Origin of the sequence: Microbacterium sp. OR16 (genome assembly GCF_047306725.1) — a bacterium.
In the GTDB taxonomy this organism is placed as follows: Bacteria; Actinomycetota; Actinomycetes; order Actinomycetales; family Microbacteriaceae; genus Microbacterium.
In genome coordinates this window covers 1,552,266-1,569,823 of the sequence record NZ_JAZEXK010000001.1, presented here as the reverse complement: position 1 = coordinate 1,569,823, position 17,558 = coordinate 1,552,266, and the positions used below count along the sequence as shown (strand labels likewise).

The 17,558-nt window shown below is 70.2% G+C and carries 15 protein-coding genes; 5 read left to right on the top strand and 10 right to left on the bottom strand.

From position 1 onward, the window contains the following. Positions 1-25: 25 nt before the first annotated feature. From V2S05_RS07680 to V2S05_RS07660, 5 genes are all read right to left on the bottom strand, one after another. Positions 26-748: a LysR substrate-binding domain-containing protein gene (locus V2S05_RS07680; RefSeq protein ID WP_413634604.1), complete on the bottom strand. Its 723-nt coding sequence runs from the start codon at positions 746-748 to the stop codon at positions 26-28. A gap of 74 nt (positions 749-822) precedes the next feature. After that, positions 823-1,230, bottom strand: a complete 408-nt coding sequence (locus tag V2S05_RS07675) for a transferase (RefSeq protein ID WP_271639466.1) — start codon at positions 1,228-1,230, stop codon at positions 823-825. Positions 1,231-1,310: 80 nt separating this feature from the next. Continuing rightward, entirely contained in the window at positions 1,311-2,084 is a 774-nt protein-coding gene (locus V2S05_RS07670; RefSeq protein WP_271639467.1) for a DNA-formamidopyrimidine glycosylase family protein, read from the bottom strand. Then, positions 2,077-2,832, bottom strand: coding sequence for an EI24 domain-containing protein (locus V2S05_RS07665; RefSeq protein ID WP_413634603.1), 756 nt, complete (start codon positions 2,830-2,832; stop codon positions 2,077-2,079). Before V2S05_RS07665 ends, V2S05_RS07670 begins: the two co-directional genes overlap by 8 nt. Before the next feature lie 12 nt (positions 2,833-2,844). Continuing rightward, positions 2,845-7,608 carry a DEAD/DEAH box helicase gene (locus V2S05_RS07660; RefSeq protein ID WP_413634602.1) on the bottom strand — a complete coding sequence of 1,588 codons (4,764 nt, stop codon included), beginning with the start codon at positions 7,606-7,608 and terminating at the stop codon, positions 2,845-2,847. An 81-nt stretch (positions 7,609-7,689) separates the two neighbouring features. Between V2S05_RS07660 and V2S05_RS07655 the strand changes: the two genes are divergently transcribed. Further along, positions 7,690-7,935: a hypothetical protein gene (locus V2S05_RS07655; protein ID WP_413634601.1), complete on the top strand. Its 246-nt coding sequence runs from the start codon at positions 7,690-7,692 to the stop codon at positions 7,933-7,935. 38 nt (positions 7,936-7,973) lie between these two features. Here the strand turns inward: V2S05_RS07655 and V2S05_RS07650 are convergent, their stop codons facing one another. Beyond that, the gene (locus V2S05_RS07650; RefSeq protein WP_413634600.1) at positions 7,974-9,638 is read right to left on the bottom strand and encodes an ABC-F family ATP-binding cassette domain-containing protein; all 1,665 of its coding nucleotides are present in this window, start codon (positions 9,636-9,638) and stop codon (positions 7,974-7,976) included. A gap of 260 nt (positions 9,639-9,898) precedes the next feature. Further along, the gene (locus tag V2S05_RS07645) at positions 9,899-10,555 is read right to left on the bottom strand and encodes an alpha/beta hydrolase (RefSeq protein WP_413634599.1); all 657 of its coding nucleotides are present in this window, start codon (positions 10,553-10,555) and stop codon (positions 9,899-9,901) included. Between the two features lie 132 nt (positions 10,556-10,687). On the opposite strand from V2S05_RS07645, the gene V2S05_RS07640 reads away from it, so the two are divergent. After that, positions 10,688-11,281 (top strand): NUDIX hydrolase family protein, encoded by a 594-nt coding sequence (locus tag V2S05_RS07640; RefSeq protein WP_271639473.1) that lies wholly within the window; start codon positions 10,688-10,690, stop codon positions 11,279-11,281. A gap of 13 nt (positions 11,282-11,294) precedes the next feature. Here the strand turns inward: V2S05_RS07640 and V2S05_RS07635 are convergent, their stop codons facing one another. After that, entirely contained in the window at positions 11,295-12,362 is a 1,068-nt protein-coding gene (locus V2S05_RS07635) for a threonine aldolase family protein (protein ID WP_413634598.1), read from the bottom strand. Positions 12,363-12,443: 81 nt separating this feature from the next. Here V2S05_RS07635 and V2S05_RS07630 point away from each other — a divergent pair, with 81 nt between their 5' ends. Further along, positions 12,444-13,802, top strand: coding sequence for an MFS transporter (locus V2S05_RS07630; protein ID WP_413634597.1), 1,359 nt, complete (start codon positions 12,444-12,446; stop codon positions 13,800-13,802). Between the two features lie 27 nt (positions 13,803-13,829). On the opposite strand, the gene V2S05_RS07625 is transcribed toward V2S05_RS07630, so the two are convergent. Together V2S05_RS07625 and V2S05_RS07620 are read right to left on the bottom strand one after the other, a co-directional pair. Further along, the gene (locus V2S05_RS07625; protein ID WP_413634596.1) at positions 13,830-14,471 is read right to left on the bottom strand and encodes an SDR family NAD(P)-dependent oxidoreductase; all 642 of its coding nucleotides are present in this window, start codon (positions 14,469-14,471) and stop codon (positions 13,830-13,832) included. A 62-nt stretch (positions 14,472-14,533) separates the two neighbouring features. Continuing rightward, positions 14,534-15,964: a DUF6421 family protein gene (locus tag V2S05_RS07620; RefSeq protein WP_413634595.1), complete on the bottom strand. Its 1,431-nt coding sequence runs from the start codon at positions 15,962-15,964 to the stop codon at positions 14,534-14,536. Between the two features lie 72 nt (positions 15,965-16,036). On the opposite strand from V2S05_RS07620, the gene V2S05_RS07615 reads away from it, so the two are divergent. Then, entirely contained in the window at positions 16,037-16,486 is a 450-nt protein-coding gene (locus V2S05_RS07615; protein ID WP_271639478.1) for an Lrp/AsnC family transcriptional regulator, read from the top strand. Positions 16,487-16,535: 49 nt separating this feature from the next. Next, positions 16,536-17,504 carry a 1,4-dihydroxy-2-naphthoate polyprenyltransferase gene (locus V2S05_RS07610; RefSeq protein ID WP_413634594.1) on the top strand — a complete coding sequence of 323 codons (969 nt, stop codon included), beginning with the start codon at positions 16,536-16,538 and terminating at the stop codon, positions 17,502-17,504. Positions 17,505-17,558 lie beyond the last annotated feature (54 nt).

The window sequence follows — 17,558 nt, the reverse complement described above, 5'->3', positions numbered from 1 at the left end:
TCTGCCCTCATCTGCGGGGCAGAGGTCAGCGTGACGAGTTCGCGGTGCGTCCGCGCACGATGCCGACGAACGTCTCGACGTCCGGCGTGGTCGCGTCACGCAGCCACGCCAGTGCGACGGTCGAGGCCCGCCCGCCGAGGAGCGGACGGTAGTCGACGTCTCGGCGGTGGTGCAGCCGGGCGAGCGACATCGGCACGATGAGGATGCCGACGCCGGAGGCCACGGTCGCGACGGAGTCTTTCGTGGTCTCTATCGTCGGGAACGACGGTGTCTGCGTGGGCAGATCGAGCGGCCCGAGCACGTCATCGCCGGGGGTGATCAGCACCTGTCCGGTGAGATCGTCGGCCGTGAGGCTGTCCGTCGCCATCAGGAACGAGTCGATGGGCGCCACGACGACGGGAACCTCGTCGTACAGCGGGATCACGTGCAGGGCGTCGCGGTCGTCGAGGGGCAGACGCACCAGTGCGGCATCGAGATCGTCGAGGGCTGCACGCTGACCGGCGACCGTGATGGGCACGACGTCCATGCCGACGTGCGGCATGCGCTCCTTCCAGGCGTCCACCCACTTGCCCGGGGTGGCGCCCGGGATGACGCCGAGCCGGAACCGGCGCGGCGTCTGGTCTGCCGGGGGCGCAGGCTGCGCCGCAGGGCGAGGCGTGCGCTTCTGCGCCGGTTTCTGTGCCGGCTTCTGTGTCTTCGCCGGGCGCGGACGCCCACCCTTCGGAGCGCGGCGCCGGTCGTTCTTCACCGGTTCAGCGTACCGGCCGTGGATGCAGAAGAGCCCGCCGGCCGAATCGACCAGGCGGGCTCCGGTGGACGGGATCAGGCGGCGAGCCAGAGTCCCTTGCGGTCGGTGATGACGGTGAGACCGGGGGCGACGCTCTCGTCGTGGCCGATGCGCGTTCCCCGTGCGACCCGCGCTCCCGCGCCGATCTCGGTGCGGACGCCGATCCACGCGCCGTCGCCGACGGCCGCTCCGACGCCGATGTGCGCGTGCGCGTCGATTCGCGCGTTCTCGCCGATCACGGCATCCGGCTCCACCCAGGCGCCGCGCGCGACCCGCGCACCGGCGCCGACACGAGCGCCCGGTTCGACATAGGCGCCGGCTTCGATGAGGGCCTTCGGATGCACCTTCGCGCCGTGTGCGACGAGTCCGCGGCCATTGACGTGCTTGCGGTAGCGCAGCGTGGCGCCCTGGTCGTCCTCGATATCGATGTAGTTCTTGCCCACGTTTCCTCCCGTGTTCCGGAGTCTTCCGGATATATGTACAACCGGGAGGGGGCTTGATTCATTCCCCGTTTGGGATTAGCTCACCGCTGACAGTTCGGACACCAGAATGTGATGCGCTCGCGGGTCGGATCGGCGCCCAGCTCGCCCTTGCGGATGCGGGTGCCGCAGCGTCGGCACGAGCGGCCCGCGCGCCCGTAGACCCAGTCGGTGAAGCCCCGCCTGGCGTCTCCCGTGAAAGTGCGATCCATTCGGTCGCGGTTCGCCCTGATGGTGCGCACGCCGAGGTCGAGCAGGGCGGGAACATCCACGTCCGGCGTCGGCGTCTCGGGCCGGACACCGCGCAGGAACAGCAGTTCCGCCGCGTACTCGTTGCCGAAGCCTGCGACGTTGCGCTGGTCGAGCAGGGCGACGTGGATGGGACGAGTGTCTGCGCTGAGGCGCCGGATCGCCTCGTCCAGATCCCAGTTCTCGGAGAGCGGGTCGGGTCCGAGGTAGTCGACCAGCTGGCCCTCGTCGCGGGTGGGCACCAGCTTCACCTCGGCGATGTCGACGCCGACTGCTTCGTGTTCGGCGGTGCCCACGATCGCGCGCACCTTGAATGCGGGATGACGCCACTTCTCGCCCGGGCGATAGGTGAACCATGCTCCGTCCATGCGCAGATGGGAATGCAGGGTGAACTCGCCGATCCGCATCAGCAGGTGCTTGCCGCGAGGAACGACGTCGTGCACCGTCCGCCCTCTGAGGTCGGCGGTGGCCAGACGCGGCACGCGCAGGTCGAAGCGGGTCACCTCCTGCTCGCGCAGCGCGGCGTCGAGGCGCTTCGCGGCGCGGTAGATCGTGTCGCCCTCAGGCACGGTGCGCCGCTGTCGACGAGCGCTGGTGCAGCAGGTCGCGCGCCAGCACGGTGGCTCCGGCGACCGCGGTCGGCATGGTGAACACCGCGCCGAGGGGCACCATGAAGCACAGCTGGGTGGCCGCGCCGAATCCGAGCAGGCGGGCCCGCCGCCCCGAGAAGAGCCGCGAACGCTCGACGGTCGGGATGTCGCGCGCGTTCAGCGCACGGCCGGTCAGCTCGCGCGCGAGCAGGCGGCCGGTCAGCAGCACGCTCATGACGGCGGCGAGCGGAGCACCGATGAGCGGCACGAACCCCGATGCCAGCGCCAGCAGGGCGACGAGCGCACCGAGCGCGATAAGCCGGATGCTCTCGCCGAGCGCCACGAGGAATCCGCCGTCTCCCTCGGGCACATCGCCGCCGAGGTCGGTCTCGACAGCACGCCAGATCCGCTGGTAGAACGGGTCGCCGATCAGCAGCGTGAGCGCGGTGAACGTCACGCTCGCCAGCGCCAGGATCGCGATCACCGCGACCACGCCGACGGCGGCACGCAGGGCGTTGCGCCAGAACGGATCCCACCCGTCGGCGAACGGTGTCGCCCAAGCCGTGATGCCACCGAGGTTCAGCAGCAGCGGAATGATCGCGGCGGCAAGCAGCGCGAGGGCGATGAGGCCGGGCACGAGACCGAGCGCCATCAGCCCGGGGCGCCGCCGCCAGTACCCGAAGCCGCGCCCGAGGTAGCGGACGCCGGTGAAGAACTCGCTGAGCATGTGTGCAGTCAATCAGACGGTCTTGCGCAGGGCGTAGCCGCGCGGGGTCGCCACGAAGCCCGCCTCCTGCAGGGCGAATGCGAACGGGGTGCCGTACACGCCCTCGCCGTTGATCTTCTCGACGGTGAGGGTCTCGAGCCGGCGCGCCCTGGACGTGGCGACCAGGTCGGCGGCGGCGGCCTTCAGCACCTCGGGGTCGTCATCGAAGGCGAGCACCGTGCGGCCGCCGCGTTCGAGATAGAGCACGAGCTCGCCGTCGACGAGCACGACCAGCCCGCCGGCCTTCCGGCCGGGACGATGCGACACCGCCTCCAGCCGCGGCCAGCCGAGAGCGGCGCCATAGGGGTTGGCGGGGTCGGTCGCCGCGAGCGTCACGGCGTTCAGTGGAGGCGGATCGGCGAGTCCGGCGAAGGTGCGCAGTCGGTCGACCGTCGTGGACGCCGCGAACTGGGCGGCTCCGAGCTTCTCGATCACATAGCCGCGCCGGCAGTGCCCGGCCTCTTCGAAGCCGGCGAGCACGCGGTACACCTGTGCGAAGCCGCCCGGCACGCCCTCCGCCTGCACGGCGCCCCGGGTGACGACGCCGTAGCGGTCGAGCAGCAGCCCTGCGGTCACCGTGGCGCGGCGCGCGGCATCCGGATCGGTCTCGGGCAGCACCGCCCACCGGCCACCCGCGCCCGCGGCGGACGGCTGTGCGGTCGGTCGTGCGAGCGAGATGCCGCGGTAGGTGCGCGTGCGGGGCGCCCGGCGCGCGGTCTTGTGCGCCTGCGACCCTCCGGCGATGAGCGCGCGGACGGGCGCGAAGGTGTCGTTGGTGATGTGCCCCTGCCAGGCCAGCGACCAGAGGGCCTCGAGCACGGACTGCTGGTTATCGGCGCCGGTCATGGTCTTCAGCGCGCCGGCGAACGAGGCGCCGCTGAGTTGCAGCGCATCGAGCACCTTCTCTTCGAGGGAGCCTGCCGCCGGTGCCTCCTCGGGTACGGGAAGGGTGAAGGGCGCGAGATCGGCGGGATGCAGCGACACCCACCCATCGCGACCCGGCAGCGACCCGTGGCCCGCCCAGACCACCTCGCCGGCGGCGGTGAGCTCGTCGAGGAGGGCAGGGGAGTAGTCGCGCACCCGGCCGGGCAGAACGAGCGACTCCCAGGCGCTGGCGGGGATCGGCACGCCGGCGAACTGCTCGATCACGCTGAGCACGCCATCGACGCCTTCGGTCGGCCGCGTCAGGTGCTGCCAGTCGGGCAGGAAACGCGCGTACGCCTGCGGGCTGACCGGCTCCACACTGCCGCGGATCGCGGCGAGCGAGCGCATCCGCAGACGGCGCAGCACCTCGGCGTCGCACCATTCCTTCGATCCGTCGGCGGCGGCGGATGCGGCGGGCAGGAAGAACCCGCTGGTGAGCCGGCCCGCCGACTCCAGCCGCTGGAGCGTGTGCCTGGCGACAGCCGCGCCGATGCCGAACCGGGCTGCGACGTCTTCGGTCGTGAACGGGCTGTGTGTGCGCGCGTGTCGCGACACGAGATCGCCGAGTGGATCAGCGACAGGCTCGAGGAAGGCCACCGGGATGCCCGTGGGCAGCGCGACGCCGAGCGCATCGCGCAGCCGGCCCGCGTCTTCGATCACCGTGAACCGGGAGCGGCCCGCGATCGTGACCGCGATGGCGCGGCGAGCGGTGACGAGCTCGGCGAGCAGTGCGGCGGCTTGGTCCGCGGTCGCCGCACCGGGTTCCCTGGTCGCTTCAACCGCGGCATCCGCCCCCGGGACAGCCGCGGGATCCGCACCCGTGGCGGTCCGGGCTGCCTCGTCGGCGGCAGAGCTCGTCGACGTGCTGTCGAGCCGCAGAGCCACCTCTTCCGCGTCCAGCGGGCCGAGCATCCGCAGCAGGTCCGCGACGCCTTCCACCCCCCGCACCCGGCGCTGCGGATCGAGTCGCTGCGCCTCGCGCTCGAACTGCGCGATCACGTCGGGGTCGAGCAGCTCGCGCATCTCGACCGTGCCGAGCAGTTCCCCGAGCAGGGCAGGGTCGACGGCGAGGGCCGCGGCCCGCCGCTCGGCGAGCGGCGAGTCGCCCTCATACATGAACGCGCCGACGTAGCCGAACAGCAGGTCGCGCGCGTAGGGGGAGGGCTGGCCGGGCTCGGTCTCGACGAGACGGATGCGGCGCTCGGCGATGTCGGTGATGAGCCGGCGCAGCGACGGCAGGTCGTAGACGTCCTGCAGCACCTCGCGCAGGGTCTCGAGGATCACCGGGAAAGTCGGATGGCGCCTCGCGACCTCAAGCAGCTGCGCCGAGCGCTGCCGCTGCTGCCACAGCGGCGTGCGCTTGTTGGGGTTCATCCGCGGCATCAGCAGGGCACGGGCCGCGCACTCGCGGAATCGCGAGGCGAACAGCGCCGATCCGCCCACCTCGGCGGTGACGATCTGCTCGAGCTCGTCGGCGTCGAAGACGAACAGGTCAGCTCCGGGCGGCTGCGCGTCGGCATCCGGGATGCGGACGATGATGCCGTCGTCGCTCGCCACCGCCGAGCCTTCGACACCGAGCCGCTCGCGGATCCGAGCGTTCAGTGCGAGAGCCCACGGAGCATGCACCTTCATGCCATAGGGGGAATGCAGGATGAGCCGCCAGTCGCCGACCTCGTCGCGACCTCGCTCGACGGTCAGCGTGCGGTCGGTCGGCAGGGTTCCCGTGGCCTCGCGCTGCTCGGTCAGGTACCCCATGAGATTGTCGCGCGCGCGCTCGTCGAGGCCCGCGTCGATCAGTCGCTGCTGGGCTTTGGCGGGAGTCGCCGTCGACACCTCGCGCGAGAACCGCCCGAGGGCCTCACCGAGCTCGAACGGACGGCCGATGCCGTCGCCGTGCCAGAACGGCACCTTGCCGGGCTGCCCGTACGCCGGCAGCACGTTGACCCGGTCGTGGGTGATCTCGGCGATGCGCCAGCTGGTGGTGCCGAGGGTGAAGACGTCGCCTACCCGTGATTCGTAGACCATCTCCTCGTCGAGCTCGCCGACGCGCGCACCGCTGGTCTCGCCCGCGACGAACACGCCGAACAGCCCGCGGTCGGGGATGGTGCCGCCGCTAGTGACCGCGATGCGCTGCGCTCCCGGCCGGCCGGTCAGGGTTCCGGCATCCCGATCCCACACCACGCGCGGGCGCAGCTCGGCGAACTCGTCCGACGGGTACTTGCCGGCGAGCAGATCGAGTGTCGCCTCGTATGCCGAACGCGGCAGCGTCTGGAACGGCGCGCTGCGCCGCACGGTCTCGAACCATTCCTCGACCGAGATCGAATCGAGCGCGCATGCGGCGACGGTCTGCTGCGCGAGGATGTCGAGCGGGTTGCGCGGCACGGCGATCGCCTCGATCTGTCCCGCCAGCATCCGCTCGGTGACGATCGCGGTGTGCAGCACGTCGCCGCGGTGCTTGGGGAACAGGGACGCCCGGCTGATCTCGCCCACCTGGTGGCCCGCGCGGCCGACGCGCTGCAGACCGGATGCCGCCGACGGCGGCGCCTCGACCTGGATGACCATGTCGACCGCGCCCATGTCGATGCCGAGCTCGAGACTGCTCGTCGCCACCACACAGCGCAGCACGCCCGACTTCAGCTCGTCTTCGACGATCGCCCGCTGCTCCTTCGACACCGACCCGTGGTGGGCCTTGGCGAGCACCGGATCGGCGCCGGCGGTGGCGCCCGCCTGCGCCGCCCCGTCCGCCCCTCCAGCCGGCGCATGCGCGCCGCCCGGAGCCTCTGCTCCGTGGGCCCTGGCGGCCGGCGGTCCCGCCGGTTCGGCAACGGCCACCCCGATGCGCTCGGCGTAGATCTCGTTCAGCCGACCGGTGAGCCGCTCGGCGAGTCGCCGGGAGTTGGCGAACACGATGGTCGAGCGGTTCTCGAGCACCTTGTCGACGATCGCCTCCTCGACGTGCGGCCACACCGATCCGGTGACCTCGGTGTACTCGGCCGGTTCACCAGCCGAAGCCGATGCCCCGGGCGGCGGAGGAGGGTTGCGCATGTCGTCGATGGGCACGACCACGCCGAGCTCGAATGTCTTCATCGCGCGCGGGGCGACGATGTCGACCGGCGCCGATCCGCCCAGGAATCGCGCCACCTCATCGATGGGGCGCACGGTCGCCGACAGACCGATCCGCTGAGCGGGCTTCTCCGCTCCCCGTGCAGTGCGCAGCGCGTCGAGCCGCTCGAGGCTGACCGCCAGATGTGCGCCGCGCTTGGTGGCGGCCACCGCGTGCACCTCGTCGATGATCACGGTGTGCACGTTCTGCAGCGTCTCGCCGGCTCGGCTGGTGAGCATGAGGTACAGCGATTCGGGCGTCGTGATGAGGATGTCGGGCGGGTCGCTGACGAGCTTTCGCCGGTCGCTCGAGGTGGTGTCACCCGAGCGCACGCCGACGGTGATATCCGGTGCCGCGACGCCGAGGCGCCGCGCCGACTGCCCGATCCCGATCAGGGGTGAGCGCAGGTTGCGCTCGACGTCGACGCCCAGAGCCTTCAGGGGAGAGATGTAGAGCACGCGCGTGCGCGCAGCGCGCTCCTCGGCATCCGCTGTCGCCGCCGAATCGGCCGTCCGCTCGCGGAACACGCTGTCGATCGCCCAGAGAAACGCCGACAACGTCTTGCCCGACCCGGTCGGCGCGACGACGAGGGCGTTGCGCCCGGCGGAGATCGCGTCCCACGCGCCCGCCTGGGCTGGCGTGGGCGCGTCGAACGCCCCACGGAACCAATCCTGGGTGGCGGGGGTGAACCTGTCGAGCACGTCCGGCACCCCTCCATCATGGGACAGACCACGGACATCGCCTCGGTGCTTGCTCTCGACAACGGAAGAGGGGTAGGGGATGCTGGCGACATGGCGCACACGACGAACCACACCGACACGTTCATCGAGGTCAGGGACTCCGAGGAGTACGCCGCGCTCGCCGCCGACCCGGCGCTCAAGCACCGCCGCGCCATGCGGTCGAGGGGTCTGCGCGAGAAGGACGGCGCCGACTTCGACGCGACCCTGCCCTTCCTCGATGAGCGGCGCCGTCGATGGCTCGCGGACGCGCTGCAGCGGACCCTCCCGCAGCATCCCTGGCTCTCCCGGCTCGGCTGAGACGGGCGGCCTGACATCACCCCGGCCGCCCGTCTGCGTCAGCCCAGCTCGACCAGCCGACCCTCGGCATCCAGCTCGAGGGTGAGATCCAGCTTCAGCCGGGCGAGGAACGCGTCGTCGTGGCTCACGACCAGCACGGCTCCGCGGTAGGCGCGCAGCGCCTCGACCAGCTGATCGACCGTGTCGAGATCGAGGTTGTTCGTCGGCTCATCGAGCACCACCAGGTGCGGCGCTGGATCGGCGAGCAGCAGCTTCGCCAGCGCGGCACGGAACCTCTCGCCGCCTGAGAGCGCGCCGACAGCCCGGTCCATGGTCGCCCCTCGGATCAGGAACCGCGCCAGCCGGTTCCGCAGCTCCCTGTCCGGCACGTGCGGTGCGACCGCCGCGATGTTCTGCACCACCGATGCCTGCTCGTCGAGCCCGTCGATCCGCTGGGAGAGATACCCGATGCGGTCGGTGTGCGCGTCAGAACTTCGGAGAATCGGCCGGATCTGCCCCGGAACAGCTGAGTCCTGGCCAGATCCGTCCCGATCTCCGGAGCCGTCAGCTGCGGATGCCACCAGCCGGCGCAGCAGCGTGGTCTTGCCGACCCCGTTGCGACCGACCAGGGCCACCCGCTCCGGCCCCTGCACGACCCACGACCGCTCCCCGTCGCCGATGGTGGCTATGCGCCGCGACGCCGACAGCTCGGGATCAGGCAGGTCGATCTTCATGGTGTCGTCGTCGCGCACGCGACGACCGGCCGCGTCGAGGGCCCGGTGAGCGGCGTCCTCCTTGCCGCGCACCTCGGTGCGCAGCCTGCCGGCCGACACCTGAGCGGCCATCTTGCGCCCGTTCGCGATGATCTTCGGCACGCGCTTCTCGTCGAACGCCTTGCGCCCCATCTGCGCACGGGTGGCGAGCTTCGCCTCGGCCTCGATGCGCTGCCGCTTCTCCTTCCGATACGCCTGCGCGGCGTCGCGCTCGGCCTGGCGTGCCGCGTCCTGCTCGGCATCCAGCCACGCTCGCCACTGCGAATACGGTCCGCCGAACACGCTCAGCTCGCTGCCGTAGATCTCCGCGGTGTCATCCATCAGCTCGAGCAGCGACACGTCGTGGCTGACCACGATCAGCGCACCGCGCCAGGTGCGCACCATCTGCGCGAGGCGGGCCCGCGCCTCGCGGTCGAGATTGTTCGTCGGTTCGTCGAGCAGCGTGATCGGCGCTCGTCGCAGCCGGATGCCTGCGACGGCGGCGAGCACGGCTTCCCCACCCGACAGCTCGCCGACCGTGCGGTCGAGGAACGACGGGTCGAGGCCGGCTTCTGCGAGGGACGCCTCGGCGCGCGCCTCGATGTCCCAGTCGTCGCCGACGGCGTCGAAGTGCACCGGATCGACGTCTCCCGCGGTGATCGCGCGCACCGCGTCGAGCGGAGCGGCGATGCCGAGCAGGTCGGCCACCCGTCGATCGGTCTCGAGGGTGAGACGCTGCGGCAGGTGGGCGACCTGGTCGGAGCGCAGGATCTGCCCGGATGTCGGCGTCAGCTCGCCCGCGATCAGGCGCAGCAGCGTCGACTTGCCGGCGCCGTTGCGCCCGACGAGCCCGGTGCGACCCGATCCGAACGAGCCGCTGACGGCATCGAGCGCGGTCGTGCCGTCGGGCCAGGCGAACGAGACCCGGTCGAGCGTGACGGCGGCGGAGGTGAAGATGTTCGGTGATGACATGAGCGACTCCCGGAAGTGGGGGTGCGCGGATGCCGACGAAGGGGGCTCGCAAGAGACGTCGGACGACGTCGGATCGAAGAGCCCGAAGAGGGGCTCGAATTCGGAGCGTGTCCTGCCGGAAGGCGGGTTCGTCGGATCAGCGCGCGGATGATTTGCGCGGAGAGGCGACGAATCAGATCAATGGACTTCCAGACACGGCGGACAGGACTCTGCGACTTTACTCCCGCCTCGCGAAGACGCGCAACCCGGGTGTGTCGTGCTCACGCGGTCTTCTTCTCGACCGAGTCCTTCCACTGCGACAGGAAGACGCGGACGTCGGCGAGCTCCTGCTCCGAGATGGAGTGCGTGAGTCCCTGGTAGACGCGTCCGGAGAGCTCGGAGTGCGCCGGCAGCCACTGGGCGGTGTGCTCGACGAGGCCGGCGGGGATCACATCGTCATGTGTTCCGCGGCCCCAGAACACCGGTGGACGCTGCTCCTGCAGCACGCCGTCGTTCGGCAGCTCGCCCGGGGCGGCGTACCCGCTCAACGCCACGACCGCGTCGATCCGCGACGGCTGCAGGCGCAGGGCCTGCAGCGAGACGGCCGCGCCCTGAGAGAACCCGAGCAGCGCCACCGAACTCACGTCGGCCGCAGCCTCGTCGAGCCATGCGAGCAGCGCCTCGGCCGCCGTGGTGATGCCCACGGCATCCCGAGTGGTCAGCGAATCGATCGCGTACCACGAGCGGCCAGGCATCGGCCAGGGCGGGGTGAGCGGAGCGCCGACGGCCGCGACCGCGAGGCCCTCGGGCAGATAGGGGATCAGCCCGAACAGGTCGCGTTCGTCGGCCCCGTAGCCGTGCAGCAGCACGAGAAGAGGCTTGCCCTCGCGCGGTTCGGGCGACCACAGGGTCACCGACGGATCGATCGAGACTGTCACGAGGCCATCCTGCCAGCCGCCTCGGACGCCGGGGGAATCGATCGCGTCGACGTGGGGTCAGCCGCCCCGACGCCGGCGGAATCGATCGCGTCGACGTGGGGCAAGCCGCCCCGACGCTGGTAGAAAAGAGCCATGGCGGTGCGCACTCCTGATCCCGGCCCCGAGCCCGACGACGACTTCGGCTTCGACGGCGCGCGTAACGTCGACGCGAACCCGGGCTGGCTCTCCGACATCGAGCTCGAGGAGGCGCGTCGGCGCCTGCCGATGCTGTACGTCGAGGCGATCCCCGTCATCACCGACGGGTCGGGACAGGTCACCTCGATCGGCGTGCTGCTGCGCTCCACGCCGCTCGGTGAGATCACTCGCACCATCGTCTCCGGTCGGGTGCGGTACGGGGAGACCATCCGCGACGCGCTGTTCCGGCACGTCGAGAACGATCTCGGCCCGATGGCGTTCCCGCTGCTGCCCGCATCGCCTGCGCCCTTCGCCGTGGCCGAGTACTTCCCGATCCCGGGCGTGAGCGCCTTCCACGACGACCGCCAGCACGCCGTCTCGCTCGCCTTCGTGGTGCCGGTCACCGGCACATGCGAACCGCGGCAGGATGCCCTCGAGGTGACCTGGTTCTCGCCTGAGGAAGCCGCCTCCGATGCGCTCGCGGCGGATCTGGAGGGCGGTCGCGGCACGCTGATCCGCCAGGCGCTCGCGCACCTCGGTCTGCTGCGCTGACGCGGCCGGGCGGTCAGGCAGAGGTCAGGCGCGACAGCTCGGCGACGAACGCGTCGACGTCGGACTCCTGGGTGTCGAACGAGCACATCCAGCGCACCTCGTTGCGCGCGGCATCCCAGTCGTAGAAGCGGAACTTCTCGCGCAGGCGGTCGGCGACGCCGTCGGGCAGCGTCGCGAACACGCCGTTCGACTGCGTGGGCTGCGTGAAGCCGACGCCGTCGATGCTGCCGTCGGCGATGCCCTGCTCGACCTCGGTGCGCAGGCGCTGAGCCATCGCGTTCGAGTGCCGGGCGTTGCGCAGCCACAGGTCGCCCTCGAGCAGGGCGATCAGCTGCGCTGACACGAAGCGCATCTTCGACGACAGCTGCATGTTGAACTTGCGGCTGTACAGCAGCCCCTCGGCGGCATCCGGGTTCAGCACGACGATCGCCTCGCCGAGCATCGCCCCGTTCTTCGTGCCGCCGAAGCTGAGCACGTCGACGCCGGCGTCGGTGGTGAAGGCGCCGAGCGGCACGTCCAGGGCCGCCGCCGCATTCGAGATGCGTGCGCCGTCGAGGTGCAGCTTCATGCCGCGATCGTGCGCGTGGTCGGCGAGCGCCGTGATCTCGTCGACCGAGTAAAGCGTGCCGAGCTCGGTCGACTGTGTGATCGAGACCACCAGCGGCTGCGCCCGATGCTCATCGCCCCAACCCCAGGCCTCGCGGTCGACGAGCTCGGGGGTGAGCTTGCCGTCGTCGGTGGGGACGGTGAGCAGCTTGAAACCGCCGATGCGCTCCGGGGCACCACCCTCGTCGACGTTGATGTGGGCCGTGGATGCCGCGATCACCGCGCCCCAGCGGGGGAGCATGGCCTGCAGGCCGGTGACGTTCGCTCCGGTGCCGTTGAAGACGGGGAACGCCTGCGCGCGCTCGCCGAAGTGCGAGCGGAACACCTCTTGCAGCCGCTCGGTGTACTGGTCTTCGCCGTAGGCGACCTGGTGGCCTTCGTTCGCGTCGGCGATCGCGGCCAGAACCTCGGGATGGATGCCGGAGTAGTTGTCGGATGCGAAGCCGCGCACAGCGGTGTCATGCAGAGTGCTCACCATCCGATTTTAGTGCGCGGCGTGTGCGCCGATCCTCGATCGGCCCTGTCGGATGTCGGTGGCCGGGATTACCCTCTACCCGTGACCTCAGCAACGAAGACGAGGGCTTTCGCGAACGTGCTCGTGAACACGCTGATCGCCAACGTGACGACCAGCTTCCTGTGGTTCGCGCTCACGTTCTGGGTGTACATCGAGACGCAGTCGGTTCTGGCGACGGGCGTCATCGGCGGCGCGTACATGCTGCTCATCGCGTTCTTCTCGATGGTGTTCGGCACGATCGTCGATCGCTACCGCAAGCACACCGTGATGCTCATCTCGAGCGTCGTCTCAGCCGTCGCTTTCGGCGCGGCGGGCGTGCTCTACCTCTGGCAGCCCGAATCGGCGCTGCTCGACATCGGCGGTCCGTGGTTCTGGGCGTTCGCGCTGATCATCCTCGTCGGCGGGGTCATCGAGCAGCTGCGCAACATCGCACTGTCGACGACCGTCACGCTGCTGATCCCGGAAGAGAGGCACGCGAACGCGAACGGCCTGATCGGTACCGTGCAGGGCATCGCCTTCCTCGTCACCAGCGTGTTCTCGGGGCTGTCGATCGGCTTCCTCGGCATGGGGTGGACGCTGATCATCGCGATCGTGGCGATGGTGCTCACCTTCGTGCACCTGCTGTTCGTCCGCATTCCCGAAGAGCAGCCGCAGCGTGACCCCGACGCTCCGAGCGCGCTGGACTTCCACGGCAGCGTGAAGGCGATTCGCGAGGCGCCGGGGCTGTTCGCTCTGATCGTCTTCTCGACGTTCAACAACCTCATCGGCGGCGTCTACATGGCGCTGATGGACCCGTACGGGTTGACGCTGTTCTCGGCTCAGATGTGGGGGATCGCCCTCGCGTTCGCCTCGACCGGATTCCTCATCGGCGGCGGACTCGTCGCGAAGTTCGGACTCGGCAAGCGCCCCGTGCGCACCATGCTGCTCGTCGTCGTCGCCATGGGCGTGCTCGGCGCCGTGTTCATGCTGCGCGAATGGTGGCCTCTGTTCGTCGTCGGCATGTGGCTGTACATGATGATGGTGCCGCCGGTCGAGGCGGCCGAGCAGACCGTGATCCAGAAGGTGGTGCCGTACGCCAGGCAGGGTCGTGTCTTCGGCATGGCGCAGGCCGTCGAGGCGGCGGCTGCTCCGGTGACCGCGTTCCTGATCGCGCCGCTCGCCGAGTTCCTGATCATCCCGTTCATGCGCAGTGATGCCGGTCGGATGCAGTGGGGCTGGCTGCTGGGTGAGGGCGAGGCGCGTGGTATCGCCCTGATCTGCCTGTTCGCCGGTCTGATCATGGTCGTCGCGGCCGGGCTCGCGTTCTTCACTCGTTCGTACCGGCTGCTCACCGACCTCTACGCCCGAGCGCCCGAGGCTGGGCCCGAGCCGGCGCCGGTCGATGCTGAAGAACCGGCGTGACCGGCAGGGCGCGCCGAGACCGCCCGTTCAGCTCAGCGCGATGACCGTGTCGTTCAGCTCCGCGGCATCCTCATCCCACAGCGCAACTACTGCCCGCGACAGGGCGTCGGCCTGCAGGGCGCCTTCAGCGCGGAACACGACGGATGCCGCGCGCAGATCGTCACCGGCATCCCGTGCCGCCTTGGCGTACCCCTGCGCGACCGCCCGCGCCCACGCCTCGCTCGCGGCCTTCATCGCCGCGTAGTTCGCCCCGCCCGCAAGGGGGCGGGTGACCACGGTCGATGACACGATCGCGAAGCGACCGGCATCCGACGCCTTGATCGTCGGATCGAAGGCGCGGCTCGTCGCGCGCACCGCCTGCAGAGCGGGCAGCAGCGCGTCGAAGTCGGCGTCGCTCTGACCGGCGAGCCCGCCTCCGCCGCGCCAGCCGCCGACGAGCGGGATCACCGCATCGACCGGGCCGAGCATCTCAGCCAGGGCGGTCATCTCGTCGAACGAGGTCGCATCGGCGATCTCGGTCTGCGCCCCGGCCTCCTGAAGCGCGGCGAGTCGCTCCTCCGAGCGGCCGGTGGCGATCACCCGGGCGCCCGCTGCGATCAGCGCCGTGGCGGCGGCGAGTCCCGCCTCGCTGGTGGCCCCGGCGAGGACGACGGTGCGGTGGATGCTCATGAGTCGCTCCTCGGTACGAGAGTTGGCGGGAGACGATGATCTCCCGCCCACTCCGATGAGTGTCAGTCGTCGGTGCCGCGGATGCCCACGGTCGACTCGATGACCGGCTTCATCTTCTTGTCGAGCGTCTCGAAGAACATCGACAGCGGGAACTCATCGTCCATCACGGCGTCGGTGTAGCCCTTGGGGGCACCGGCGAGGATCTCGTCCGACAGGCCGCGAGCCCACTGCGAGGCGGGGTGCGGGGTGAGCGTGCCGCGGACCAGCTCGTACGCGGCCAGCCAGTGCGCCACCTTCGGGCGGTCGATGGAGTGCCAGTACAGGTCGTCGATCGCGTCTCCGAGGGCGACGACCGCGTCAGGCACGTTGTCCCAGTCGAAGGCGAGAGCCGTGTCGGTCCAGTGCAGCACGCCGCGCTGGTGCAGCCAGGCGAACAGCAGCTGACCGCCGACCGCGTCGTAGTTGCGCACCCGGGTGCCGGTGATGGCGAAGCGGAAGATGCGGTCGAAGATCACCGCGTACTGCACGAGGTGCGCGTAGTCGTGCATCTCCTGCTCGGTCTCGGTGAGCGTCTCACCGGCGGCGATGCGGGCGTCGAACGCGCGCTCGATCTTCACCGACTCGCGGAACGCGGTCATGTCGCAGCGCATCTCCTCGAGCGAGTAGAGGAAGAACGGCATCCGCTGCTTGATCATGAACGGATCGAACGGCAGGTCACCGCGCATGTGGGTGCGGTCGTGGATGATGTCCCACATCACGAACGTCTTCTCGGTCATCTGCTGGTCGCCGAGCATCGCCTTCGCGCGCTCGGGCAGGTCGAGGTTGGTGATCTCGGATGCCGCGCGCACGACGCGGCGGTACCGCGCGGCCTCACGGTCCTGGAAGATCGCGCCCCAGGTGAATGAGGGGATTTCGCGCATCGCGACGGTCTCGGGGAACAGCACGGCCGAGTTGGTGTCGTAGCCGGGGGTGAAGTCGACCAGTCGCAACGAGACGAACAGCTTGTTGCCGTAGTCGCCGGCCTCGAGCTCGGCGATGAACTCCGGCCAGATCGTCTCGACGATGAGCGCCTCGACGAGGCGGTCGCTCGACCCGTTCTGCGTGTACATCGGGAAGACGACGAGGTGACGGATGCCGTCGATGCGGTGCTGCTGGGGCTGGAAGGCGACCAGGGAGTCGAGGAAGTCGGGCACGCCGAAGCCGTCGTCGGCCCAGCGCTGGAAGTCGACGACGAGGGCGTCGAGGTAGGCCGCGTCGTGCGGGAAGGCAGGGGCGAGGGCCCGGATGCCCGAGATGATCGTAGCCACGTGACCGGCCGCAGCCTCGCGGTCGTCGGCGTTCGGGATCGAGCCGTCCTTGATCTGCAGCGGGCGCATCGCGATCGCGGCGTCCTTCAGCAGCGTCCAGGCGGCGCTGCGCTCGGCGGTCGATGCGTCCTCCACGACCTCGGGCTCGCCGATGATGCTCTGGGTGGCGCTGGTGATGGTGGACATCGAACCCTCCGATCAGGGGACAGGCCGGAAATTTTCCGGCGACGGGCGTGCTTCACCTCTATTATTCCACCTATGGATGACACTGTCGATCACGCGATCCTCGCCGCCGTCTCCCGCGACGGGCGAGCCACTCTGGCCCAGCTCTCGGAGACGGTGGGGCTGTCGACGTCTGCGGTGCAGTCGAGGCTCAAGCGACTCGAGTCGCGCGGGGTGATCGCCGGCTACCAGGCGGTGCTCGACCCCGAGCAGGTGGGGGCGCCGCTGTCGGCCTTCATCGAGATCACCCCGCTCGATCCCGCGCAGCCCGACAACGCCCCCGAGCTGCTCGAGCACCTCAGCGCGATCGAGGCGTGCCATTCGATCGCGGGCGATGCGGCCTACATGCTGTTCGTGCGTGTGGCCTCTCCGCGCTCTCTCGAGCAGCTCGTCCGAGACATCCGCATCGCGGCCAACGTCCGCACCCGCACCACGGTCGTGCTGCAGACCTTCTACGAGCGCCGGCCGATCGTCAGCCCCGCCTGATCGCGGACGAGCGGCGGCGGGCAGAGACGCGGACAGTAGGATCTCTGCCGTGGCAGGATCCTCCAAGAAGACGAAGAAGCGCGCTCCGCAGCAGCGACGCCGCGCCGGCGGCAACCCGGCGAAGCGCCCGGCGCTCGCCCTCGAGCCGGTGACCGCCAAGGACTGGATCGGCGCCGCCCGTCTGCGCACCCTGCCGCTGGCCGTGGCCCCGGTCGTGCTCGGCACCGGTGCGGCGCAGACCGTCGACCACCTCTTCCACTGGGTCATCGCGCTCGCCTGCCTGGCCGTCGCGGTGCTGCTGCAGATCGGCGTGAACTTCGCCAACGACTACAGCGACGGCATCCGCGGCACCGACGCCGAGCGCGTCGGTCCCGCCCGCCTGACCGCCTCCGGACGCGTCCCGGCGAAGCGGGTGCTGCTGGTCGCGCTCGTCTTCTTCGCGCTCGCCGCCGTGGTCGGCCTCGCCATCGTCATCCGATCGCAGCAGTGGTGGATGCTCGTGGTCGGCGCGCTGTGCATCGTCGCCGCGTGGTTCTACACGGGAGGCAAGCGCCCCTACGGCTACAACGCGATGGGCGAGCTGTTCGTCTTCGTGTTCTTCGGGCTCGTCGCCACACTCGGCACCACGTGGGTGCAGGTGCAGTACCTGCCGACCGTCGCGTGGGTGGTCGCGGTCGCGGCCGGACTTTTCGCGTGCGCGGTGCTGCTCGCCAACAACCTGCGCGACATCGATCAGGATCGCGCCGTCGGCAAGCGCACCCTCTCTGTGCTGATCGGGCGACGCGCCACCCAGGTGCTGTTCACGCTGTTCGTGCTCATCCCGTTCGCGCTCGCCGCGTGGATCGCCCTGCTCTACCCGATCGCGTGGTTGGCCATGCTCGCCCTGCTGGCGGGGCTCGTGGCGATCGTCATCGTCTGGACGTACCGGCAGCCGCGCGAGCTGGTCACCGCGCTCGCGCTCACCTCGCTGACGGCGCTCGCGTACGCGGGCCTGGTGTACTGGGCTCTCGTCGGCTGAGGTCGGGACTCGACCTCGGCGGCGGAAGAGTGATGCGCACACACCCGACGTCGC

Excerpts from the sequence above, each read along its gene's own strand:
- V2S05_RS07665 (WP_413634603.1), bottom strand. The coding sequence starts at position 2,832 with ATGCTCAGCGAGTTCTTCACCGGCGTCCGCTACCTCGGGCGCGGCTTC.
- V2S05_RS07655 (WP_413634601.1), top strand. The coding sequence starts at position 7,690 with ATGGCGCACACGACGAACCACACCGACACGTTCATCGAGGTCAGGGAC.
- V2S05_RS07650 (WP_413634600.1), bottom strand. The coding sequence starts at position 9,638 with ATGTCATCACCGAACATCTTCACCTCCGCCGCCGTCACGCTCGACCGG.
- V2S05_RS07640 (WP_271639473.1), top strand. The coding sequence starts at position 10,688 with ATGGCGGTGCGCACTCCTGATCCCGGCCCCGAGCCCGACGACGACTTC.
- V2S05_RS07625 (WP_413634596.1), bottom strand. The coding sequence starts at position 14,471 with ATGAGCATCCACCGCACCGTCGTCCTCGCCGGGGCCACCAGCGAGGCG.
- V2S05_RS07620 (WP_413634595.1), bottom strand. The coding sequence starts at position 15,964 with ATGTCCACCATCACCAGCGCCACCCAGAGCATCATCGGCGAGCCCGAG.
- V2S05_RS07615 (WP_271639478.1), top strand. The coding sequence starts at position 16,037 with ATGGATGACACTGTCGATCACGCGATCCTCGCCGCCGTCTCCCGCGAC.